This window comes from Streptomyces sp. P9(2023) (assembly GCF_032436795.1).
Taxonomy (GTDB): domain Bacteria; phylum Actinomycetota; class Actinomycetes; order Streptomycetales; family Streptomycetaceae; genus Streptomyces.
In genome coordinates, this window is record NZ_JAUPWM010000003.1 from 214,971 (window position 1) to 236,346 (window position 21,376).

23 protein-coding genes are annotated in these 21,376 nt (G+C 72.8%); 7 read left to right on the top strand and 16 right to left on the bottom strand.

Annotated features, from left to right (window positions below; translation table 11 throughout):
• Positions 1 to 14: 14 nt before the first annotated feature.
• Entirely contained in the window at positions 15 to 1,505 is a 1,491-nt protein-coding gene (locus Q5762_RS05860) for an anthranilate synthase component I (RefSeq protein ID WP_315890878.1), read from the bottom strand.
• Between the two features lie 11 nt (positions 1,506 to 1,516).
• Positions 1,517 to 1,879: a phosphoribosyl-AMP cyclohydrolase gene (gene hisI, locus Q5762_RS05865; RefSeq protein ID WP_315890879.1), complete on the bottom strand. Its 363-nt coding sequence runs from the start codon at positions 1,877 to 1,879 to the stop codon at positions 1,517 to 1,519.
• Between the two features lie 84 nt (positions 1,880 to 1,963).
• Here hisI and Q5762_RS05870 point away from each other — a divergent pair, with 84 nt between their 5' ends.
• The 3 genes from Q5762_RS05870 to Q5762_RS05880 all read left to right on the top strand — a co-directional run bounded on the left by Q5762_RS05870 (position 1,964) and on the right by Q5762_RS05880 (position 4,390).
• Positions 1,964 to 2,599 carry a TIGR03085 family metal-binding protein gene (locus tag Q5762_RS05870; RefSeq protein WP_315890880.1) on the top strand — a complete coding sequence of 212 codons (636 nt, stop codon included), beginning with the start codon at positions 1,964 to 1,966 and terminating at the stop codon, positions 2,597 to 2,599.
• A 186-nt stretch (positions 2,600 to 2,785) separates the two neighbouring features.
• Positions 2,786 to 3,712: a MurR/RpiR family transcriptional regulator gene (locus tag Q5762_RS05875; protein ID WP_315890881.1), complete on the top strand. Its 927-nt coding sequence runs from the start codon at positions 2,786 to 2,788 to the stop codon at positions 3,710 to 3,712.
• Between the two features lie 279 nt (positions 3,713 to 3,991).
• Positions 3,992 to 4,390 (top strand): hypothetical protein, encoded by a 399-nt coding sequence (locus Q5762_RS05880; RefSeq protein ID WP_315890882.1) that lies wholly within the window; start codon positions 3,992 to 3,994, stop codon positions 4,388 to 4,390.
• Here Q5762_RS05880 and Q5762_RS05885 read toward each other — a convergent pair whose 3' ends face one another.
• The 10 genes from Q5762_RS05885 to hisD form a co-directional block, all read right to left on the bottom strand.
• Entirely contained in the window at positions 4,391 to 5,644 is a 1,254-nt protein-coding gene (locus tag Q5762_RS05885) for an MFS transporter (RefSeq protein ID WP_315890883.1), read from the bottom strand.
• On the bottom strand, positions 5,641 to 6,228 hold the full coding sequence (locus Q5762_RS05890) for a helix-turn-helix domain-containing protein (protein WP_315890884.1): 588 nt from the start codon (positions 6,226 to 6,228) through the stop codon (positions 5,641 to 5,643). Before Q5762_RS05890 ends, Q5762_RS05885 begins: the two co-directional genes overlap by 4 nt.
• 109 nt (positions 6,229 to 6,337) lie before the next feature.
• Entirely contained in the window at positions 6,338 to 7,093 is a 756-nt protein-coding gene (gene hisF, locus Q5762_RS05895) for an imidazole glycerol phosphate synthase subunit HisF (RefSeq protein ID WP_315890885.1), read from the bottom strand.
• Positions 7,090 to 7,488, bottom strand: a complete 399-nt coding sequence (locus tag Q5762_RS05900; RefSeq protein ID WP_315890886.1) for a RidA family protein — start codon at positions 7,486 to 7,488, stop codon at positions 7,090 to 7,092. The genes hisF and Q5762_RS05900 overlap by 4 nt, the downstream gene beginning before the upstream one ends.
• Positions 7,485 to 8,222 carry a bifunctional 1-(5-phosphoribosyl)-5-((5-phosphoribosylamino)methylideneamino)imidazole-4-carboxamide isomerase/phosphoribosylanthranilate isomerase PriA gene (gene priA / locus Q5762_RS05905; protein WP_315890887.1) on the bottom strand — a complete coding sequence of 246 codons (738 nt, stop codon included), beginning with the start codon at positions 8,220 to 8,222 and terminating at the stop codon, positions 7,485 to 7,487. The genes Q5762_RS05900 and priA overlap by 4 nt, the downstream gene beginning before the upstream one ends.
• Before the next feature lie 2 nt (positions 8,223 to 8,224).
• Positions 8,225 to 8,875, bottom strand: a complete 651-nt coding sequence (hisH, locus tag Q5762_RS05910) for an imidazole glycerol phosphate synthase subunit HisH (protein ID WP_315890888.1) — start codon at positions 8,873 to 8,875, stop codon at positions 8,225 to 8,227.
• Positions 8,872 to 9,039: a hypothetical protein gene (locus Q5762_RS05915; protein ID WP_315890889.1), complete on the bottom strand. Its 168-nt coding sequence runs from the start codon at positions 9,037 to 9,039 to the stop codon at positions 8,872 to 8,874. Before Q5762_RS05915 ends, hisH begins: the two co-directional genes overlap by 4 nt.
• 4 nt (positions 9,040 to 9,043) lie before the next feature.
• The gene (gene hisB / locus Q5762_RS05920; RefSeq protein ID WP_315890890.1) at positions 9,044 to 9,637 is read right to left on the bottom strand and encodes an imidazoleglycerol-phosphate dehydratase HisB; all 594 of its coding nucleotides are present in this window, start codon (positions 9,635 to 9,637) and stop codon (positions 9,044 to 9,046) included.
• The gene (locus Q5762_RS05925; RefSeq protein ID WP_315890891.1) at positions 9,634 to 10,755 is read right to left on the bottom strand and encodes a histidinol-phosphate transaminase; all 1,122 of its coding nucleotides are present in this window, start codon (positions 10,753 to 10,755) and stop codon (positions 9,634 to 9,636) included. The genes hisB and Q5762_RS05925 overlap by 4 nt, the downstream gene beginning before the upstream one ends.
• Positions 10,752 to 12,074 carry a histidinol dehydrogenase gene (gene hisD / locus Q5762_RS05930; RefSeq protein ID WP_315890892.1) on the bottom strand — a complete coding sequence of 441 codons (1,323 nt, stop codon included), beginning with the start codon at positions 12,072 to 12,074 and terminating at the stop codon, positions 10,752 to 10,754. Before hisD ends, Q5762_RS05925 begins: the two co-directional genes overlap by 4 nt.
• A gap of 175 nt (positions 12,075 to 12,249) precedes the next feature.
• On the opposite strand from hisD, the gene Q5762_RS05935 reads away from it, so the two are divergent.
• From Q5762_RS05935 to ybaK, 4 genes are all read left to right on the top strand, one after another.
• Entirely contained in the window at positions 12,250 to 13,851 is a 1,602-nt protein-coding gene (locus tag Q5762_RS05935; protein WP_315890893.1) for an oxidoreductase, read from the top strand.
• A 316-nt stretch (positions 13,852 to 14,167) separates the two neighbouring features.
• A complete protein-coding gene (locus tag Q5762_RS05940; protein ID WP_315890894.1) occupies positions 14,168 to 15,316 on the top strand; it encodes a hypothetical protein in 1,149 nt (382 codons plus the stop codon).
• 5 nt (positions 15,317 to 15,321) lie between these two features.
• Positions 15,322 to 16,059, top strand: a complete 738-nt coding sequence (locus Q5762_RS05945) for an LON peptidase substrate-binding domain-containing protein (protein WP_315890895.1) — start codon at positions 15,322 to 15,324, stop codon at positions 16,057 to 16,059.
• Positions 16,060 to 16,071: 12 nt separating this feature from the next.
• Positions 16,072 to 16,569: a Cys-tRNA(Pro) deacylase gene (ybaK, locus tag Q5762_RS05950; RefSeq protein ID WP_315890896.1), complete on the top strand. Its 498-nt coding sequence runs from the start codon at positions 16,072 to 16,074 to the stop codon at positions 16,567 to 16,569.
• Between the two features lie 537 nt (positions 16,570 to 17,106).
• Here ybaK and Q5762_RS05955 read toward each other — a convergent pair.
• The 4 genes from Q5762_RS05955 to Q5762_RS05970 form a co-directional block, all read right to left on the bottom strand.
• Positions 17,107 to 17,772: a DUF2567 domain-containing protein gene (locus Q5762_RS05955; protein ID WP_315890897.1), complete on the bottom strand. Its 666-nt coding sequence runs from the start codon at positions 17,770 to 17,772 to the stop codon at positions 17,107 to 17,109.
• A gap of 202 nt (positions 17,773 to 17,974) precedes the next feature.
• Entirely contained in the window at positions 17,975 to 18,808 is an 834-nt protein-coding gene (locus tag Q5762_RS05960; protein ID WP_399494540.1) for an ABC transporter permease, read from the bottom strand.
• Between the two features lie 13 nt (positions 18,809 to 18,821).
• Positions 18,822 to 19,811, bottom strand: a complete 990-nt coding sequence (locus tag Q5762_RS05965) for an ABC transporter ATP-binding protein (RefSeq protein ID WP_315890898.1) — start codon at positions 19,809 to 19,811, stop codon at positions 18,822 to 18,824.
• Positions 19,812 to 19,839: 28 nt separating this feature from the next.
• Positions 19,840 to 21,180, bottom strand: a complete 1,341-nt coding sequence (locus Q5762_RS05970) for an NYN domain-containing protein (protein ID WP_315890899.1) — start codon at positions 21,178 to 21,180, stop codon at positions 19,840 to 19,842.
• Between the last annotated feature and the right edge of the window lie 196 nt (positions 21,181 to 21,376).

The window sequence follows — 21,376 nt, forward strand, 5'->3', positions numbered from 1 at the left end:
TATCCCTTACGCCGTCACGCGCCGTTCATCCGGTTGGCGGTGTGTACGGCGCGGAGCACGGCGGCGGCCTTGTTCCGGCACTCGTTGTCCTCGGCGACCGGGTCGGAGTCGGCGACGACTCCTGCTCCGGCCTGCACGTATGCCGTTCCGTCCCGCAAAAGGGCGGTACGGATGGCGATGGCGGTGTCGGAGTCGCCGGCGAAGTCGAGGTAGCCGACGCAGCCGCCGTACAGTCCGCGCCGGGACGGCTCCAGCTCCTCGATGATCTGCATGGCGCGCGGCTTGGGCGCGCCGGACAGGGTGCCCGCCGGGAAGCAGGCGGTGAGGACGTCGAACGCGGTCCGGCCCTCGGCGACCCGCCCGGTGACCGTCGACACGATGTGCATGACGTGCGAGTACCGCTCGATCGACATGAAGTCGACGACCTCCACCGAGCCCGGCCGGCAGACCCGGCCGAGGTCGTTGCGGCCGAGGTCGACGAGCATCAGGTGCTCGGCGCGCTCCTTGGGGTCGGCGAGCAGCTCCTCGGCGAGGTCGTGGTCCTCCTGCGGGGTGGCGCCGCGGTGCCGGGTGCCGGCGATGGGGTGGACCATCGCCTGCCCGTCCTCGACCTTGACCAGGGCCTCGGGGCTGGATCCGACGACGTCGAAGCCGTTCTCGAAGCGGAAGAGGTACATGTACGGGGACGGGTTGGTGGCCCGCAGGACCCGGTAGACGTCGAGCGCGGAGGCGTGGCACGGGGTCTCGAAGCGCTGCGAGGGGACGACCTGGAAGGCCTCGCCGGCCCGGATCCGCTCCTTCACGTCCTCGACGGCGTCCTGGTAGGCGGGGCCGCCCCAGAGCGCGGAGAACTCCGGGAGTTCGGAGGGCGGGAGCGCGACGGGGACGCTCGCGACCGGGCGGGCCAGGTCGGCCTGCATGGCGTCGAGGCGGGCGACGGCGTCCGCGTACGCCTCGTCGACGCCGGTCTCCAGGTCGTTGTGGTTGATCGCGTTGGCGATCAGCAGGACCGTGCCGTCCCAGTGGTCCAGGACGGCGAGGTCGCTGGTGAGGAGCATGGTCAGCTCGGGGAGCTCCAGGTCGTCGCGGGTGGAGTCCCCGATGCGCTCCAGGCGGCGGACGATGTCGTAGCCGAGGTAGCCGACCATGCCGCCGGTGAAGGGCGGCATCCCGGAGGCCAGGTCGCGGGGGGTGTGCAGGGCCTCGACGGTGGCGCGGAGTGCGGCGAGCGGGTCGCCGTCGGTGGGCACGCCGACCGGCGGGGTGCCGAGCCAGTGGGCCTGCCCGTCGCGGACGGTGAGGGCGGCGTCGCTGCGGACGCCGATGAAGGAGTACCGGGACCAGGAGCGGCCGTTCTCGGCGGATTCGAGGAGGAAGGTGCCGGGGCGTTCGGCGGCGAGCTTGCGGTAGAGCGCGACCGGGGTGTCGCCGTCCGCGAGGAGCCGGCGGCTGACGGGAATCACGCGGCGGTCGGCCGCCAGCTTGCGGAAGGTCTCGAGATCCATGGCGCCAGACCTTACTGGTCCGAAGGGGTGGCGAGCGGGAGTACGTCGGCGTCGAAGCAGGTCCGCGCGCCGGTGTGGCAGGCGGCCCCGACCTGGTCGACCTTGACGAGCACGGTGTCGGCGTCGCAGTCGAGGGCGACGGACTTGACGTGCTGGAAGTGCCCGGAGGTGTCGCCCTTGACCCAGTACTCCTGGCGGCTGCGGGACCAGTAGGTGCAGCGGCCGGTGGTGAGGGTGCGGTGGAGGGCCTCGTCGTCCATCCAGCCGAGCATCAGCACCTCACCGGTGTCGTACTGCTGGGCGATGGCCGGGACGAGTCCGTCCGGGCTGCGCTTGAGGCGGGCGGCGATGGCCGGGTCGAGATTGCTGCTCATGGGGCCATTGTGCCGTGGTCGGGCGGTACGTCCGGGTGGACGTCCACTGGGCGGACCATGGGCCTCGGTCGTACGCTGGCGGGCATGTCGACCCATGCGAAGCGTGAACGCCTTCTGCTCGCCGATCTGTTGGAGGCGGCCGGGCCCGACGCCCCGACCCTCTGCGAGGGCTGGCGGACCCGGGACCTCGCGGCCCATGTGGTGGTGCGCGAGCGCCGCCCGGACGCGGCGGCGGGCACCGTCGTACCGGCGTTGAAGGCGCGGCTCGACCGGGTGCAGGCGGAGTTCACGGAGAAGCCGTACGAGGAGCTGATCCAGCTGATCCGTACGGGCCCGCCGCGGATGTCGCCGTTCACGATCAAGCAGGTGGACGAGGGGGCGAACGTCGTCGAGTTCTACGTCCACACCGAGGACGTACGGCGGGCCCAGCCGGACTGGTCGCCGCGCGAGCTGGACCCGGTCTTCTCGGACGCCCTCTGGTCGCGTCTGGAGAAGGGCGCCCGTCTGCTCGGCCGCAAGGCCCCGGTGGGCCTGGTGCTGCGCCGTCCGAACGGCCAGACGGCGGTGGCCCACCGCGGCACCCCGGTGGTGACGGTCTCCGGGGAGCCGGGCGAGCTGACGATGTTCGTCTTCGGCCGCCAGGACGTGGCGAAGGTGGAGCTGGACGGCGAGCCGGACGCGATCGAGCGGCTGCACGAGGCGAAGCAGCTGGGGATCTAGGGACTCTCGTCCGCCCGGGCGGCCTCACCGCGCACGGGAACGCCCCGCCCGACGCCGATCAGACGGTCCGTCAACGCGCTCGCGGGCGCCCGGTCGCGCGCACGCCCCCCGGTATGACAGTTGCATCATGCAGCGATCGTCCGTGAACTATCTTGGGCGGCATCGGGACGAAACGGAGGCACCCCCGTGCCATCAGGCCAACAGGCGCGCGCACAGGCGGCGGCGATCACACCCGGCACGCCTTCCCCTGAGACGGAGGAGGCGACGCCCGTCGACCGGGTGCGCGCGCTCTTCGGCGGACACCGGCTCTCACCCGGCCAGCGGCGTATCGCACAGTTCCTGATCGACCACCTCACCGAGGCCGCGTTCCTGTCGATCACCGAGCTGGCGGAACGCGTGGGCGTGAGCCAGCCGTCCGTGACCCGGTTCGCGTCGTCACTCGGCTTCAGCGGATATCCCGCGCTCAGGGACGCGCTCCAGCCCATCGCGCTCAGTGCGATCGCCGGATCCCCCGAGGGCCTGCAGGAGCAGCGACGCAACGAGCTGCAGGCGGCGGTCGACGCCGAGATCGAGAACCTGACGTCCCTGCGCCGCACCCTCGCGAACACCGACCGCATCCTCGACATCGGCCGCGAGCTCGCCCGATCCGTCCCGCTCACCGTGCTGGGCCTGCGCATCTCGGTCTCCCTCGCCGAGTACTTCGCCTACGCGGCGCGGCGCATCCACCCCGATGTGCGGGTGGTGACCCGCGGCGGCAGCGTCGCCTACGACGCACTGCTCCAGTCTCGCGAGGCGGGCGGCACCTGGGTGCTGGCCTTCGCGATGCCCCGCCACGCCAAGGAGACCCTCGCTGCCATGAGGGCAGCGCGCAGTACCGGGCTGCGCGTCGCGCTGATCACGGACAGGGAGCTCGGGGCGCTGGCCCACGAGGCCGACGTGGCCCTCACGGCCGGTACGGGCTCGCGGCTGGTCTTCGACTCGTACGCGGCGCCGGGGGTACTGTCCGCGGCGATCCTGCAGGCCATGGCCGACGCCGATCCGGTGCGCACGCAGGCCCGGCTGGAGAAGTACGAGCAGGCGTCGGACCAGTACGACTTCTTCCTGGAGGACTGAGCCGGTCCCGCCACAGCGGGACCGGCTCATTCCTTGACCTCGATGCGCATGAATTTTTTCATGCCCTTGCGTACTCGACGGTATATATATTTACTACGTGTGCCCCCGCGGGCTCGGATCGAACGCCGACGGGTCGACCCCCTCCTCCTCAGTCGACCCCTGGGTTGTTCCCCCGGGGCACGCCGCGCTTCGCGCGGGTGCCTCTGCGGCGGCTCCGGTCAACCCCTGGGCCGGAGCCGCCGCACCCCTCCGAACAGGCCCCTCCCGAAGGCGACAACGATGTCCCATCACCGCACTCCGGTCAGCAACGACTGGCCCTACTCGGTCACGACCCCGGGCAACCGCGACTGGGAAGGGACGGCCGTCCGGTGGCTGCGCGAACTCCTCCCGGCCCGCTACGCCGGTTACACCACCCTCACGCGTCATCCCGTCCTGCTGGCCCGCCACGCCCAGCTGCAGATCGAGCACGAGATCCGTGCGGTGAGGGTGGCGATGCAGACCTGCCGTGCGGAGCTGCCCACGCTGGGCGTGTCCGGTCCCACGATCGAGAACACGATCAGGCTGTACGCCCTCGAACTGGAGCAGCTGAGCCGCCTGGCCCGGGGAGTCCGCCTCGTGACGGATGCCCTCCTCAGGAGCGGACAGCCCCCTGTACGACAGGCTCGGGTCAGGCCCTAGCTAGGTACGCCGGGCCGGCACCCTCGGCAACTCCGCGCCGCGCAGGGCCGGGACCAGGAGCCCGTATATCCCGCCCAGCGCGCAGACCGCCGCGCTCGCCACGAACACCGGGCCGAGGCCCCACAGGCCCACCGCCGCGCCCGTGAGGGGGTAGCTCAGCGGGGCGAGGCCCAGGCTGACGAAGCCGGTCACCGCCGTCACGCGGCCGAGGTACGCGGGGGCGCACTCGGTCTGGATGAGCGCGCCGCACAGCGCGCCGCTGAGGCCGGCGAGCAGGCCCACGGAGAGGGCCACGGCCACGGCGACCGGCAGCTGCGGTACGTACGCGAGCGCGGCGATCGAACCCGCGCCGAGGGCGATCGTCCAGCCGAGGACCGCCCCCGCGCGGGGTATTCGGCCCCGCACGGTCAGCAGCAGGGACGCGGCGCCCGCTCCCGTACCGAATCCGGCGAGGACCCAGCCGATGCCCGCCGCGCCCCAGCCGCGCTCGTCGGCGAGGAGGGCGAGGCCGACGTTGAGCGGGCCGACGAAGCCGAGGTCGCTGAGCGCGACGACGACCACCAGCGGGCCGAGCACCCGGTGCCGGCGGAGGTAGCGCAGGCCGTCGGCGAGGTCGCGCAGGGCGGTGGCGTCCCGGGCCGGGCCACCGCCCGGCAGCGGGGATATCCGGAGCGTCAGGAGCAGGGGCAGGGAGACCGCGAAGAGGAGTCCGGCGGCCCCGAACGCGGCGGCCGGTCCGCCGAGGGCGACGGCGAGACCGCCGAGCGGGGCGCCGAGGACGAGGGCGGCGCGCTGGGCGAGCCCGCGCATGCCCTGCACGCGGGCGAGCTGGTCGCGTGCGGCGATCCGGGGCGGCAGGGCGCCGACGGCGGGCAGGAAGAGGGCGTCGACGGTGCCGAAGACGAGGGCGACGGCGGCGAGCATCCAGAGGCCCGGGCCGCTGAGCAGGAGAAGCGCGGCCACGCCGAGGACGACGAGGCAGCGGACGGTGTCGGAGAGGACGACGACCCGGCGCGGCCCGAAGCGGTCGGCGATCACTCCCCCACCGAGCATGAGCAGGGCGCGCGGGACGGCACTGACGGCCATGACGAGCCCGGCCTCGGCGGGGGTGCCGCTCCGGACGGCGGTCCAGGAGAGGGCGATGTAGTACACGCTGTCGCCGAGCGTGGAGGCGGAGTACCCACCGAGCCAGCGCAGGACGTTGCCGTCGCGGTGGGCGGGGCGGGCTTCCCGTACCTCGGTGAGCGCCGTCATGAACGGTAAGGGAAGCCGTGGAGGTGGACGGCGACGTTCTCGCGGCCCTCGGTGTCGCCGGCGGCCTCTGCGGCCCGGGCCTTCTGGTCGTACTTCGTCAGGACCGCCTGCAGCTCCTCCCCGAGGGCGGCGAGTTCGGGGGCGGTGAGGCGGGGCAGCCACTCGGCGCTGACGGAGGCGGAGCGCCACTCGGCGGACCACGTGAGCCGCTCGTCGAGGAAGCGCTCCAGGAGTGTGGTGCGCTGGTCGTTGATCGCGCGGCCGAGGGCGTCGCTCGCGGCGACCAGCTCGGGGGTCCCCCGGACGTCCTCGTCCCGGATGCTGAACCCGTACGAGCTGGGCTGCCACCACCGCTCGCGGCCGTCCGCCGACTGGGTCTCGGCCTCCTCGATGAGGCCGTGGTCGGCGAGCTTGCGCAGGTGGTAGCTGACGAGCGAGACGGCCTCGTCGACCTGGTCGGCGAGCTGGGACGCGGTGGCCGTGCGGGCCACGAACAGCGCTCGGTAGAGCCTCATGCGCAGCGGGTGCGAGATGGCCTTGAGGGTGCCGAGATCGGTGATCCGGCGGTGGTCAGGGGCTGTCATACCCTCACCGTAGATGCACAGCATTTTTTGCGCAACGAAAATTGCACAAATAATCCTGTGCATCTCGGGAAGCGAAAGGCCCCCGAAGGGGCCCTTCACGTACGGCGGTTCAGCGGACCGGGTGGCCCGCCCCCCGCAGCGCGTCCTTGACCTCGGAGATCCGCAGGTCACCGAAGTGGAAGACCGACGCCGCGAGCACCGCGTCCGCGCCCGCCTCGATCGCCGGCGGGAAGTCGGACAGCTTGCCCGCACCGCCCGACGCGATCACCGGCACGGTCACGTGCTTGCGCACGGCCGCGATCATCTCCGTGTCGTAGCCGTCCTTGGTGCCGTCGGCGTCCATGGAGTTGAGCAGGATCTCGCCCGCGCCCAGCTCGGCGGCCCGGTGCGCCCACTCGACGGCGTCGATGCCGGTGCCCTGGCGGCCGCCGTGCGTCGTCACCTCGAAGGAGCCCGAAGCCGTACGGCGGGCGTCCACCGACAGCACCAGCACCTGGCGGCCGAACCGCTCCGCGATCTCGCGGATCAGCTCGGGCCGGGCGATCGCGGCCGTGTTGACGCCGACCTTGTCGGCCCCGGCGCGCAGCAGCTTGTCGACGTCCTCCGCCGCGCGCACCCCGCCGCCCACGGTCAGCGGGATGAAGACCTGCTCGGCGGTGCGGCGCACCACGTCATAGGTCGTCTCCCGGTTTCCGGAGGAGGCGGTGATGTCGAGGAAGGTCAGCTCGTCGGCGCCCTCGGCGTCGTACAGCTTCGCCATCTCGACGGGGTCGCCCGCGTCGCGCAGGTTCTGGAAGTTGACGCCCTTGACGACCCGGCCGTTGTCCACGTCCAGGCAGGGGATCACACGTACGGCGAGAGTCATGCCTGCTCCCCCCGGTATGCCTCGACCTCGACCTCGACGACCAGGCTCGGGTCGACGAAGCCGGACACGATGATCATCGAAGCCGCCGGGCGGACGGCGTCGAACAGCTCCTTGTGGGCGCGGCCGACCTCGTCCACGTCCCGCGCGTGGGTGATGTACATCCGGGTCCGTACGACGTCCTCCTGGCCCAGGCCCAGCTGCTTCAGCGCGTCGAAGGCCACGTTGAAGGAGTTGATCGCCTGCTCGTACGGGCCTCCGCCGGCGATCTGGCCGCCGACCACCGACGTGCAGCCGGCGACGAGGACCGTGCCGTTGGGCAGCTCGACCGCGCGGGAGTAGCCGAACTGCTCCTCCCAGGGAGCGCCGGTCACCACCTTCCGGACAGCGTCGGTCATACGGAAGCCACCGCCTCCAGCGCCTCCTCCAGCGTGAACGCCTTGGCGTACAGCGCCTTGCCGACGATCGCGCCCTCGACGCCCAGCGGGACGAGCCCGGACAGGGCACGCAGGTCGTCCAGGGACGACACGCCGCCGGAGGCCACGACGGGCTTGTCGGTGGCCGCGCAGACGTTCTTCAGGAGCTCCAGGTTGGGGCCCTGGAGGGTGCCGTCCTTGGCGATGTCGGTGACGACGTAGCGGGCGCAGCCCTCGGCGTCGAGGCGGGCGAGCGTCTCGTACAGGTCGCCGCCGTCGCGGGTCCAGCCGCGGCCGCGGAGCGTGGTACCGCGCACGTCGAGGCCGACGGCGATCTGGTCGCCGTGCTCGGCGATGACCTTGGCGACCCACTCGGGGGTCTCCAGGGCCGCGGTGCCCAGGTTGACGCGGGTGCAGCCGGTGGCGAGGGCGGCGGCGAGCGAGGCGTCGTCGCGGATGCCGCCGGACAGCTCGACCTTGATGTCCATGGCCTTGGCGACCTCGGCGATCAGCTCGCGGTTGTCGCCGGTGCCGAAGGCGGCGTCCAGGTCGACCAGGTGCAGCCACTCGGCGCCGGAGCGCTGCCACGCGAGGGCGGCCTCCAGCGGGGAGCCGTAGGACGTCTCCGTACCGGACTCGCCGTGCACGAGGCGGACGGCCTGGCCGTCGCGGACGTCGACGGCGGGGAGGAGTTCGAGCAGGGTTCCAGAAGGCACAGTCACAGCGTTGCGATCCAGTTCTTCAGCAGCTGGGCTCCGGCGTCGCCGGACTTCTCGGGGTGGAACTGGGTCGCCCACAGGGCGCCGTTCTCGACGGCCGCGACGAAGGGCTCGCCGTGGGTGGCCCAGGTGACCTTGGGGGCGCGCATGTTCTTGTTGCCGACCTCGAGGGTCCACTCCCGTACTCCGTAGGAGTGCACGAAGTAGAACCGGGCGTCGGCGTCGAGGCCCGCGAACAGCTCGCTGTCCTCGGGCGCGTCGACGGTGTTCCAGCCCATGTGGGGCACGACCGGGGCCTTCAGCGGCTCGACCGTACCGGGCCACTCGTCCAGACCGTCGGTCTCCACGCCGTGTTCGATGCCACGGGCGAAGAGGATCTGCATGCCGACGCAGATGCCCATCACGGGGCGTCCGCCGGACAGCCGGCGGTCGACGATCCACTCGCCGCGGGCCTCCTTGAGGCCCTTCATGCAGGCGGAGAAGGCGCCGACGCCGGGGACGAGGAGCCCGTCGGCGTTCATGGCCCTGTCGTAGTCGCGGGTGATCTCGACGTCGGCGCCGACGTGGGCGAGGGCCCGCTCGGCGGAGCGGACGTTGCCGAAGCCGTAGTCGAAGACGACGACCTTCTTCGGAGTGTTCGCTGTGCTCATTCCCAGATTCCCTGGATCCGCAGGACGCCCGCCACCAGGCACATCACGGAGGCGACGGCGAGGAGGACGATGACGCCCTTGGGCAGCTTCTGCTTGGAGAAGGAGTACACACCGCCGGCGAGGAAGAGGCCGACGACGATGAGGATGGTGGAGAGGCCGGTCATGGAGTTAGAGCGCGCCCTTCGTGGAAGGCAGGATGCCGGCCGCGCGCGGGTCGCGCTCGGAGGCGTAGCGCAGGGCCCGGGCCAGCGCCTTGAACTGGCACTCCACGATGTGGTGGGCGTTGCGCCCGTACGGGACGTGGATGTGGAGGGCGATCTGCGCCTGGGCGACGAAGGACTCGAAGATGTGCCGGGTCATCGTCGTGTCGTAGGAGCCGATCATCGGCGCCATGTTCTCGGGCTCGGTGTGCACCAGGTAGGGGCGGCCGGAGAGGTCGACGGTGACCTGGGCGAGCGACTCGTCCAGCGGGACGGTGCAGTTGCCGAAGCGGTAGATGCCGACCTTGTCGCCGAGGGCCTGCTTGAAGGCGGCGCCGAGGGCGAGGGCGGTGTCCTCGATGGTGTGGTGGGTGTCGATGTGCAGGTCGCCGTCGGTCTTGACGGTGAGGTCGAAGAGCCCGTGGCGGCCGAGCTGGTCGAGCATGTGGTCGTAGAAGCCCACGCCTGTCGACACGTCGACCTTTCCGGTGCCGTCGAGGTCGATCTCGACGACGACGGAGGTCTCCTTGGTGGTGCGCTCGACTCTTCCTACGCGGCTCATGCGCTCTGCTCCTTCTTGACTTCACGGACCGCGTCGAGGAACGCGTCGTTCTCTTCAGGGGTGCCGGCGGTGACCCGCAGCCAGCCGGGTACGCCGTTGTCCCGGACCAGGACGCCCCGGTCGAGGATCTGCCGCCAGGCCTCATGGGAGCCTTCGGCTCCGTCGAAGCGGCCGAACTGGACGAAGTTGGCGTCGGACTCGGTGACCTCGTAGCCGATCGCCCGCAGCTCGGTGACCAGACGGTCCCGCTCGGTCTTGAGCTGTTCGACGTACCCGAGGAGCGTATCGGTGTGCTCCAGGGCGGCGAGGGCGGTGGCCTGGGTGACGGCGGACAGGTGGTACGGCAGGCGTACGAGCTGCACGGCGTCGACCACGGCGGGGTGCGCGGCCAGGTAGCCGAGGCGCAGGCCGGCCGCGCCGAAGGCCTTGGACATGGTGCGGGAGACGACCAGGTTCGGCCGGCCCTTGATCAGCGGCAGGAGCGAGTCCCGGTGGCTGAATTCGACGTACGCCTCGTCCACCACGACCAGCGAGGGCTTGGCGGCCTGCGCGGCCTCGTACAGCGCGAGGACCGTCTCGGCCTCGACCGCCGTGCCGGTGGGGTTGTTGGGCGAGGTGATGAAGACGACGTCGGGCCGGTTCTCGGCGATCGCCTTCTCGGCCGCCTCGACGTCGATGGTGAAGTCGTCGTTGCGCGGGCCGGAGATCCACCCGGTGCCGGTGCCGCGCGCGATGAGCGCGTGCATCGAGTAGGAGGGCTCGAAGCCGATGGCCGTACGGCCGGGGCCGCCGAAGGTCTGCAGCAGCTGCTGGAGGACCTCGTTGGAGCCGTTGGCGGCCCACACGTTCTCGACGGCGACCGGGTGCTTTCCAGTACGGGTGAGGTAGCGGGCGAGCTCGGTGCGCAGCTCGATCGCGTCCCGGTCGGGGTAGCGGTTGAGGCCGCGGGCGGCCTCGGCGACCCGCTCCGCGATCCGGGCCACCAGGGGCTCGGGCAGCGGGTACGGGTTCTCGTTGGTGTTCAGCTGGACGGGGACGTCGAGCTGGGGCGCGCCGTACGGGGACTTGCCGCGGAGCTCGTCCCGGATGGGGAGGTCGTCGATGCCGATGGTGCTCACTGCTGCGGCACCTTCCAGCCGAAGCGCGCCTTGAGCGCCGCGCCGTGGGCGGGCAGGTCCTCGGCCTCGGCGAGGGTCACCACGTGGTGGGTGACCTCGGCGAGGGCGTCGCGGGTGTAGTCGACGATGTGGACGCCGCGCAGGAAGGACTGGACGGACAGGCCGGAGGAGTGGCAGGCGCAGCCGCCGGTGGGCAGCACGTGGTTGGAGCCGGCGCAGTAGTCGCCGAGGGAGACCGGCGCCCAGGGGCCGACGAAGATCGCGCCGGCGTTGCGGACGCGCTCGGCGCGGGCGGCGGCGTCGGCGGTCTGGATCTCCAGGTGCTCCGCCCCGTACGCGTCGACGACCTTGAGGCCGTCCTCCAGGTCGGTGACGAGGACGATCGCGGACTGCTTTCCGGCCAGGGCCGGGACGATCCGGTCGTCGATGTGCTTGGTGGCGGCGACCTGGGTCTTCAGCTCGGCCTCGGTGGCGGCGGCCAGTTCCTCGGAGTCGGTGACGAGGACGGCGGCGGCCATCGGGTCGTGCTCGGCCTGGCTGATGAGGTCGGCGGCGACGTGGACCGGGTCGGCGGTGGAGTCCGCGAGGATCGCGATCTCCGTGGGGCCTGCCTCGGCGTCGATGCCGATGCGGCCGGTGAAGTACCGCTTGGCGGCGGCGACCCAGATGTTGCCGGGGCCGGTGACCATGTTGGAAGGGGCGCAGGACTCGGTGCCGTACGCGAACATCGCGACGGCCTGGGCTCCGCCGACGGCGTACACCTCGTCGACGCCGAGCAGCGCGCACGCGGCCAGGATCGTCGGGTGCGGCAGGCCGCCGAACTCCTTCTGCGGCGGGGACGCGAGCGCGATGGACTCGACGCCCGCCTCCTGTGCCGGGACGGCGTTCATGATCACGGAGGAGGGGTAGACGGAGCGGCCGCCGGGCGCGTAGAGGCCGACGCGCTGGACGGGGATCCACTTCTCGGTGACGGTGCCGCCGGGCACGACCTGGGTGGTGTGCGTCGAGCGGCGCTGGGCGCGGTGGACGATCCGGGCGCGCCGGATGGACTCCTCCAGGGCGGCCCGGACTGCGGGGTCGAGCTGCTCCAGGGCCTCGGCGAGCGCCTCGGCGGGCACGCGCACGTGCTCCAGCGTCACGCCGTCGAACTTCTCCGCGTAGTCGACCAGTGCCGCGTCGCCCCGATGATGGACGTCCTCGCAGATGGGCCGCACCTTCTCCAGGGCGGCTTCCACGTCGAACTCGGCACGGGGCAGCAGGTCGCGCAGAGCGCCACCCTCGGGGAGGGCGTCGCCGCGCAGGTCGATTCGAGAGATCACGGGTCAATTCTCGCAGACGCCCCACGGGCGCCGGTCGCCCGTATCACTGGCTGATACGAGCCACATTGGCGTCTTGTCGCCACAGCTGACCGTTAGCGTTCACTCCGTCACTCAGCGGGAAGAACGGCTGTACGAATCCAGGGAAGCGGGTTCGTTGGAAAGCGAGGGGGCGGCAGTGACCGAGCCGCACGAGGACGGAATACCGGACGGTCTGACGGGCCCTGAGCGGGTCATGTGGCGGGCCTTCCGGATCGGCAGGACCTGTGATCTGAGTGAGGGGGACACGACGCTGGACGACCCCTTCGGGGCGCATGTGTGGGGCGTGGAGCGCAGTGTGCGCGCCGAGGTGGTGGCGCTGCTGCTGCTCGACGGCCCGCCGGCGCGCTCCGGGCGGGTCGCGGCGCTGAAGCTGCGCGGGGTGCGGATCACGGGCGTGCTCGACCTGGCCGGCGGCACGGTCGATCCGTACGTGGAGTGGAACCGGTGCCGGTTCGACCAGGAGATCGTGCTGCCGGAGGCGCGGTTCGGGACGGTGCGGATGGTGGAGTGCGCGATACCCCGCCTGGAGGGGGCGCGGCTGCACACCCAGGGCGATCTGCATCTGCCCCGGTGCCGGGTGCAGCGCGGCATCCGGCTGACGGACGCCCAGATAGGCACGGATCTGCTGATCAACCAGATCCAGGTATGGCCGGACCGGCGCGGCCGTGCGATCACGGCGGACGGGCTCGTGGTGGCGCAGGACCTCCAGGCCGAGCTGATCGAGGCGTACGGCGAGCTCAGCCTGCGCGGGGCGAAGGTCGGCGTGTCGCTGAGCCTGCGGGGCAGCGTGCTGCGCGGCGCCCAGCAGCGCCGCGCGCTGAACGCGCCGCAGCTGACGGTGGAGCGCTCGCTCTATCTGAACGCGGCATGGGTGTACGAGGGCTCGGGGAACTCGGCGGCCACTCCCCCGTACGGCATCGGATACACCCCGGTGCGCGGGGCCCGGCGCAAGCCGGTGGAGTGCCACGGCGGGGTCCGGCTCGACGACGGGCGGTTCGGCGACGCGGTGGACCTGCACTACGCGCGGTTCGTGCTCGACGGGGCGAAGCGGGAGGAGGTGTCGCTGCGCCGGATCGTCACCCCGGAGCTGCGGTTCAACGGGGAGCGGCCGGAGGAGGGGCGGGTGGTGCTCAACGGCGCCCGGGTGGTGACGCTGATCGACCTGTCCACGAGCTGGCCGGGTCCTGGCGGTCTGTCGATGAACGGCTTCGTCTACGAGAACCTCGTGCCGTACGGCCACTTCCCGCTGACGCGCCGCCTGGAGTGGGTGGCGGCGGCGACCCCGGAGTACGCCCCGGAGCCGTACGAACGGCTTGCGACGGTGCTGCGCAACACCGGGGAGGACGCGGACGCCCGGGTGGTGCTGCTCGCCAAGCAGCGCAGACGCCGGGAGACGCTGCCGGTGGCGGGGAAGCTGTGGGGCTACCTCCAGGACTGGACGGTGGCGTACGGCTACCGGCCGGGCCGGGCGGCGCTGTGGATGGCGGTGCTGTGGGCGGCGGGGGCGCTGGCGTTCTCCCGCTACGACCCGGTGCCGCTGAAGGCGGAGGAGTCGCCGAACTGGAACGCCACCCTGTACGCGCTGGATCTGCTGGTGCCGGTGATCAATCTCGGCCAGGACGGCTACTGGCGGCTCGAAGGCCTGTGGCAGTGGGCGGCGACGGCGCTGATCCTGCTGGGCTGGGTGCTGGCGACGACGGTGGCGGCGGGGGCGTCGAGACTGCTGCGGCGCGGGTGAGGCGGGTGGGCGGCGGCGTCGGGTGGGTCGGGTGGTCGCCCGGGCAGGGGCGAGGAGACAGCCGAGGGTCGCCGGGGCGGGCGCGAGAAGGGGCTGACGGGCAGCCGGGGCAAGGGGCTGACGGGCAGCCGGGGCAAGCGGGGACAAGGCTGCCGACCGGTCGAAGAGACTGTGGAGACGGATGGGGCTCAGGGGTCTGGATGCACCGACTCCGCCCCCTTTCTTTACGCTGTCTTGACCTCCCACAGGACAACTTTCCCGCCGCTACCAAAGCTTCACAGTCCCCTACTGGCGCCGCTCCCACCTGCGGTTTTCAATGGTCCGCACCATGTCTTTGCTCCGCGCCCTGATCGGCACCGCCCGTCTGGTCCGGCACGCACCGCGGCTCGCCGCCGCGCTGCCGCCGGACGACGACGTGCTGCTCGACGTGGCGGACGAGCGGCTCGCCCCCGCGCTGGTCGCGGCCGCCCTCGCCGACCCCGAGCCCGCGGCCAAGCTGCTGGCGACCACCCGGGACGGCGCCGAGTGGGAGGCCAGGGACCGGTACGTGGCCCGGCTGGCCACGTTCGCGTACAGCCGTGACGACTGGCTGGCCCACTGGCTGCAGGCCGCGCCGCGCGACCCGGACGCGCTGCTCGTGAAGGCCGAGCTGGCGGTGCGCCGGGCCTGGGAGTCGCCGGCCCGCGCGGAGCGGCTGCGTGAGCTGGGGCCGCTGATCGACGCGGCGGCGGAGGCCGCGCCCGGCGACCCGGTGCCGTGGCGGCTCGCCCTGGACCACGCGCGCGGCACGCACGCCGGGAACACGGTCTTCGAATCGCTGTGGGAGCAGGCCGTGCGCCGCGCCCCGCACCATTACGGCTGCCACATCGCGGCGCTGCGGTATCTGTCGGCCCAGTGGTACGGCTCGCACCGCGAGTGCTTCGACTTCGCCGAGCAGGCCGCCGACGACGCCCCGCCGGGCTCGCTGGCGCGGGTACTCCCGGTGAACGCCGCCTTCGCCCAGTACCTCACCGGCTCGGGTCCGCTGCCGGAGGACCGCATCGACGCGGCGGCGGAGCGTGGCCTTGCGCTGTCGGCGGCGTACCCGGAGGGGGATCCATGGCCTGCGGAGGTCCGCAATCTGCTGGTGTACGTGCTGGTCAGGCGGGAGCGCTGGGAGGAGGCGCTGGAGGAGTTCCGCAAGATCGGCCCGTACGCCACGACGTTCCCGTGGGCGCTGGTGGGCGACGACCCGCTCACGGGCTTCCTGGAGACGCGGGACGCGGTACGGGCGGAGGTGGCCAGGAGGACGCCGCTATGCGGGAAGAACGGCTACGGACAGGGGCAGGGAACGGGCCCCGGACCGAGGCACGACAGCGGTGGAGGGTCGGCCCACGAACCGGCCCACGAACCGGCCCACGGATCGGGGCGGCGGACCGGACATGGACGGGCCGGACGAGGCGGCCCCGGCGGCCATTACGCTTAGCCGCTGTGACCACCGCTCGCCTGCCCCTCTTCCCGCTCAACGCGGTGCTGTTCCCGGGCCTCGTGCTGCCCCTGAACGTGTTCGAGGAGCGGTATCGCGCCATGATGCGCGAACTGCTCAAGACCGACGAGTCGGAGCCGCGCCGCTTCGCCGTCGTCGCGATCCGCGACGGCCGTGAGGTCGCGCCGACGGCGCCGGGGATGCCGGACCCGACGGCCATGCCGGAGAAGGGGCCCGCGGCGGGCTTCGGCCCGGACCCCATCCAGGCGTTCCACCGGGTCGGCTGCGTCGCGGACGCGGCGACGATCCGGGAGCGGGCGAACGGCAGCTTCGAGGTGATGGCCACCGGCACTACCCGGGTGAAGCTGCTGTCGGTCGACGCGAGCGGGCCGTTCCTGGTGGCCGAGGTGGAGGAGCTCCCGGAGGAGCAGGGCGACGAGGCGGGCACGCTCGCTGAGGGCGTGCTGCGGGCGTTCCGGAGCTATCAGAAGCGGCTGGCGGGTGCGCGGGAGCGGTCCCTGACGACCAGCGAGTTGCCGGACGACCCGTCGGTGGTGTCGTACCTGGTCGCGGCGGCGGCGGTGCTCGACACCCCGGCGAAGCAGCGGCTGCTGCAGGCGCCGGACACGGCGACGCGGCTGCGGGAGGAGCTGACGCTGCTGCGGTCGGAGACGGCGGTGCTGCGGCACCTCCCGTCGCTGCCGGCGGTGGAGCTGACGCGGGCGCCGACGAGCCCGAACTGACGGAGGAGCCGAGTGGCGAAGAAGCAGAAGAAGCAGGCGGGCGGCACGCCGGCGACGGTGGCGCTGACGACGGCGGGCGTGGCTTTCAGGGTCCACGCCTACGAGCACGACCCGGCGTCGGCGTCGTACGGCGAGGAGGCGGCGGAGGCGCTCGGGGTCTCGCCGGACCGGGTCTTCAAGACGCTGGTCGCGGACGTCGACGGCGAACTGACAGTGGCGGTCGTCCCGGTCGCCGGCCAGCTGGACCTCAAGGCGCTGGCGTCGGCGGTCGGCGGCAAGCGCGCGGCGATGGCGGACCCGGCCCTGGCCGAACGCACGACGGGCTACGTCCGAGGCGGCATCTCCCCCCTGGGCCAGCGCAAACGCCTCCGCACGGTCCTGGACGCGTCGGCATCGACCCACGAAACGATCTGCGTCTCAGCAGGCCGCCGAGGCCTGGAGGTAGAACTCACCCCCACAGCCCTGACGACGATGACATCAGCAGTACTGGCCCAAATCGGCCGCGCCTAGCGCACCCGCACAACCCCAACGTCACGCCCCCGGGCCCGGGCCCGCGACTATGCGGTCACCCGCAGCACAAGGCCGCCAGTGCCGGAGGCCGGGTCCCAGGCCCACCACGAGCGGCGCGAAGCTGCCGCTCACGGATCGGGTACAGCGCCCCCGGTTCCTCGCGGGGCGAAGCTACCCCTCAGGGGGTTCGGGGCAGAGCCCCCAGCCCCGCAACGCGAGCCACCGCCCGCACCACAGGCGTAGCCCCCGGTCCGTCTCGGAGGGCGGTGCGGGGGACTCCCCCGCAACGCGAGCCACCGCCCGCAGCTCGGGGGCAGCCCCCTTGGTTTTCTCGCGGCGCGAAGCCGCCGCTCAAGGGCTCGGGGCAGAACTCCGGTCCCGTCAGAGTTTTGGGCCCCCCGTCGCGAAAGCCGCCGCACACGGGGATTCGGGTACGGAGCCGCGGGCTCGTCAGAGTTCGGGGGAGGGGTGTCTGGGGGACTCTCCCGGCTGCACCCCCGGCGCCTCCGGGACTCCCCCGGCCGCGCCCCGGGCGCCTCAGGCCGTCGGGGTCGCCGGCTTCGCGTCGTCCTGTGGGGGCCATGTCGGGTCCGGGTCCCTCGGGCCGAAGACCGCCGTCAGGGCCAGGTGGACGATCATCGCCGCCAGCGGCCACGCCAGCAACGCCCCCGCCCACATCTCCAGCTTCAGCGGCGCGTCGAACACCACGTTCGCGCCCACCTCCCGCGCATGGGCGACCACGTCGCGCGTCGGGCCCAGGAACGTCCCCACACCCCACCCGAGCAGCGAACCCAGCACACCGCCAGCCGCCAGCGCGAGCACCAGCGCCACGCCGCCGTGCCGGTGGACCAGGAAGACGAGCGTCGCCGCCACCACACCGAAGCCGAGCGCCAGCAGCACGAACGTTCCGTCCGCCCCGACCGCCGACTCACCCTCGCTGTCCCGCAGGAACACCGCCTTGCCGTCCGAGATCAGCGGCACCTTCGGCGCGAGCCACAGCCACAGCAGCCCCAGCGCCACACCCGCCACCGTCGAGATCGCCGCCACCACGACGGCCTGCCGAAGCTCCGAGGCCACGCTCGGGCCCCCGTCGTCCGCCGGCGACGGCGGATAGGGCGCCGGCCATCCGTGCGGCGGCACGGCGTCGTTCGGCGGCTCGTGAGGCTGCTGGGGCTGGTGAGGCGGTGTCAGAGGTGCGGTCACCCCGCCATCGTGCCAGGTGCACGCACGACCCGCCTCAGCGGCCGGTACGGAACGCAACCCACCCGCCTCAGCGGCCGGTACGGAACGCAACCCACCCGCCTCAGCGGCCGGTACGGAACGGAACCCACCCGCCTCAGCGGCCGGTACGGAACGGAACCAGAACGGAACCGGCCCGCCCCAGCTACCCGAACAGGCCCGCCCCTCACCGCACCGCCGCCCGCCGATACGCCCACGTCGCCACCGCCAGCGACACCACACCCACCGCCCCGCACACCGCGAGGTCGACCCCGACCGCTGCCCAGTCCGGGTGCGGCTCGAAGGTGCGGGCCAGGGCCTCCACCCCGTACGTCGACGGCAGCAGGTCCCGCGCCCAGCCGATCGGGCCGGGCAGCCGGTCCGCCGGCAGTACCCCGAGCAGCAACGCCGCCGACATGCCCAGCTGGCCGAGCAGCGTGGCCAGTTCCTGGCGTGGCGCGAGCAGCCCAAGCGCCGCGCCGAGCCCCGCCAGCGCCGCCCCCGCCAGCGGCACGACCGCCGCGAGGATCCACAGATGACCGAGCGGCAGCCCGAAAAGCAGCGACCCGATCACCGCGGTCACCACCGTCCCCGGCACCGTGAAGGACGCGTACGCCCCCGCCGCCCCGAGCACCACGGCCGCCGGCGGCACCGGCAGCGTGGCGTAGTGGTCGAGGCCGCCGGTCGCCCGCAGCTGGCCGAAGTACTGCGCGAGCAGGTTGAGCGCGACGAACGCCACGACGAGCACCGAGGAGCCCGCCACCACGGCCCGCGCCTCCGACCCGCCGTCGACGACGCCCCGCATCAGGACCATGATCCCGACGGACTGGAACGTCGCCACGAAGAGCAGCGGGATACGGGAGACCCGGGCCCGCGAGAGCTGCGCGCGGTACACCGCGGCGAGCGCGGGCAGCAGCCGGGCGCGCGGCGCCAGGGGCGCGGCGGCTCCGGCGGCGGCCGGTGCGCCGGGCGCCCAGGCCTGCGCGGCCTCGGCGATCGGGGCGGCGGGCACGATACTCACTCCGTACAGCTCCTCATGCCTTGACCAGTCCGGTGGCCCCTGCGGTCGCCCCGCCCAGCGCCAGATACACGTCCTCCAGGCTCGGCGTCGCAAGGGTGAAGTCGTCCAGGGCCGCGAACGCCGCCCCTCCCGTCACCGCCGCGACCGTCGCCCGGGCCTCGTCCGGGGCGAGCCGGAGGGTCCAGCGCCGCCCCGACTCCTGCGCGAGCCCGCGCAGCGCGGCGACCTCGGGCACCTCCAGCGGGGCGCGTTCGCGCCACACCAGGTCGACCCGGACCTCGCCCGCGACCTGCTCCTTGAGACCGGCCGGGGTGTCGCAGGCGATGACCCGGCCCCGCTCCAGGACGGCCACCCGGTCCAGTACGGTCTCGGCCTCGATCACGTTGTGGGTGACCAGCAGCACGGTGGTGCCGTGCTCGGCGCGCCGCCGGTCGACGGCGGACCAGACGGCCCGCCGGGCGATGGGGTCCATCCCGGTGGTGGGCTCGTCGAGGACCAGCACCGGCCGTTCGCCGACCAGGGCGGCCGCGACGCAGGCGAGCCGCCGCTGTCCGCCCGAGAGCTTCTTCAGCGGCCGCCCGGCGAGCTCGGCAAGGCCCAGCTCGTCCAGGACGGCGTCCCGCTCGTCCCGCGCGTCCCGTGCGGAGAGTCCGCGCAGCCGAGCGGTCGTCTCGGCGGCGAGCGCGACCGTCAGCTCGTCGAGCGCGGTGGACTCCTGGCCGAGGTAGGCGAGCAGGCGCGCGGCGCGCTCGGGATGGCGTACGAGGTCGTGGCCGAGCAGCTCGACGGTGCCGGAGTCGGGGCGCATCAGCCCGGTCAGCTGCCGGACCAGGGTGGACTTGCCGGCGCCGTTGGGCCCGAGCAGGCCGAAAATCTCGCCGCCCCTGACGTCGAGGCTGATGCCGTCGGTGGCGCGGATCTCGGGCGTCCCGGGCGTGCCGCGCCGGGCGCGCGCGGCGGGGTACGTCTTGACCAGCTCCCGCACCACGCACACCGTACTCACGGGGGAAGAGCCTACGGGGTCCCTCGGCCTACTCCCCCGCGGGGGCGCGTTCCGCGGCGGCCCGGACGTCGATCTCGCGCCAGAAGCCGGCCCGGATCGCGTACCGGTCGTGCTCGTCGATCTGGTCGTCCTTGTGGGCGAGCAGGCCGAACCTGGCCGCGTACCGGAGGAGTTCGCCGTCGATACGGTGCGGGATCCGTGGGTACATGAGGGACAGCTTCTGGACGTGGCTCTGCTCGGGGAGCCTTTCCATCCAGCGACGCGCGAACACCTGTCCGACCTCGAAGGGATCGCCGCCGACGGTGGTGATGTCCTCCTCGCGGTCGGCCCAGCGCTGCTCGGCGCTGGTGAGCTGGGCGAGGGTGGGCAGGGACGCGGTCTCGGGCGGTTCGCCGAGGGCGGAGGCGGGCCGGTCGATCCAGCCCTTGTCGGAGGACCAGCGGAGGGTGGCCCCGGTCGGCTGGTGCACTCCGGGCCCACCCGGGCCGCCAGGTCCGCCCGGTCCCCCCGGCCCCGCCGGTCCCCCCGGGCCGCGCAGTCCGGCGAGGTCCTTCGGCGTGGGGACGCCCTTCCCGGGCGACGGGGCGGGAACCCCGGCCACCGCCGGTCCGCCCTCGTCCGTCGGGGAGGCGGACGCGGGCGCGGCGGTCTCGGAGGCGGACGCTGCGTCGTGTGCGGCGGCGGCCGCGGCGGCCGCCGCCTCCGCGGCCCGCTCGGCGGAGGCGGCGAGGGCCGACTCGGGCAGCGGCGCGGAGAGGATCGCGGCGATCTCGGGGCGCGGGACGGGCGGGGGCGCGCAGAGGCCGGAGAGGTCCTTGGCGCGGACGGCCCGGGTGATCCAGGCCCGGTCGAGGACGCGGCGCTCGTCGGCCTCGGCGACGAGGTCCTCGGACTGGTTATAGTCGCCGTCGGCGGCCTGGACGGCCCAGAGGTGGACGGCGACGCCGTGTTCCTTCGCGGACATCAGGCCGGGCAGCAGGTCGCCGTCGCCGGTCACCAGGACCACGTCCGAGCAGGCCCGGTTCCGGGCCAGCTCGGTCAGCTCGGCGTGCATGGCCGCGTCGACGCCCTTCTGGGCCCAGCGGCCGTCGCTGCGGGTCAGCGCGCCCAGCCGGACGGTGACCCGGGGCATCACCCGGAGCCTGCGGTGCTCGGGCTGGGGCACCCGGTCGGGCGCGCCGTCGAACCAGTAGATACGGAGCAGGGGCTGCTCGGTGTCCGCCTCCGCCCGTTCTCGGAGGTTCTGGATGAGCGCGGCGTGGTCGACGGTGATCCTTGAGCGGGCCGGTTCCCCGGCGAGAAGGCTCGCGGCGGCGCCCAGCAGATAGCCGGCGTCCACCAGAACGACGCAGCGGTCCACGTGTTCCACCCTCTTTCGGGAACCTCGGGAACGGAAGTTGCGAATGATTTCCTTCGAGTCTGCCCGAACGTGGGGAGCTTGACGGCCGGAACTGGATCATCGGCGTGGCGAATGTCACTCCGCACTCCGCTCAATGCCGCTCCGCACCCTGCTCACTGTCGGTAATGATCCAAAATGCGGCGGTTCACCCTGTATGTGAGTCTGA

Excerpts from the sequence above, each read along its gene's own strand:
- Q5762_RS05860 (WP_315890878.1), bottom strand. The coding sequence starts at position 1,505 with ATGGATCTCGAGACCTTCCGCAAGCTGGCGGCCGACCGCCGCGTGATT.
- hisI (WP_315890879.1), bottom strand. The coding sequence starts at position 1,879 with ATGAGCAGCAATCTCGACCCGGCCATCGCCGCCCGCCTCAAGCGCAGC.
- Q5762_RS05870 (WP_315890880.1), top strand. The coding sequence starts at position 1,964 with ATGTCGACCCATGCGAAGCGTGAACGCCTTCTGCTCGCCGATCTGTTG.
- Q5762_RS05880 (WP_315890882.1), top strand. The coding sequence starts at position 3,992 with ATGTCCCATCACCGCACTCCGGTCAGCAACGACTGGCCCTACTCGGTC.
- Q5762_RS05885 (WP_315890883.1), bottom strand. The coding sequence starts at position 5,644 with ATGACGGCGCTCACCGAGGTACGGGAAGCCCGCCCCGCCCACCGCGAC.
- Q5762_RS05890 (WP_315890884.1), bottom strand. The coding sequence starts at position 6,228 with ATGACAGCCCCTGACCACCGCCGGATCACCGATCTCGGCACCCTCAAG.
- hisF (WP_315890885.1), bottom strand. The coding sequence starts at position 7,093 with ATGACTCTCGCCGTACGTGTGATCCCCTGCCTGGACGTGGACAACGGC.
- Q5762_RS05900 (WP_315890886.1), bottom strand. The coding sequence starts at position 7,488 with ATGACCGACGCTGTCCGGAAGGTGGTGACCGGCGCTCCCTGGGAGGAG.
- hisH (WP_315890888.1), bottom strand. The coding sequence starts at position 8,875 with ATGAGCACAGCGAACACTCCGAAGAAGGTCGTCGTCTTCGACTACGGC.
- Q5762_RS05915 (WP_315890889.1), bottom strand. The coding sequence starts at position 9,039 with ATGACCGGCCTCTCCACCATCCTCATCGTCGTCGGCCTCTTCCTCGCC.
- hisB (WP_315890890.1), bottom strand. The coding sequence starts at position 9,637 with ATGAGCCGCGTAGGAAGAGTCGAGCGCACCACCAAGGAGACCTCCGTC.
- Q5762_RS05940 (WP_315890894.1), top strand. The coding sequence starts at position 14,168 with ATGGTCCGCACCATGTCTTTGCTCCGCGCCCTGATCGGCACCGCCCGT.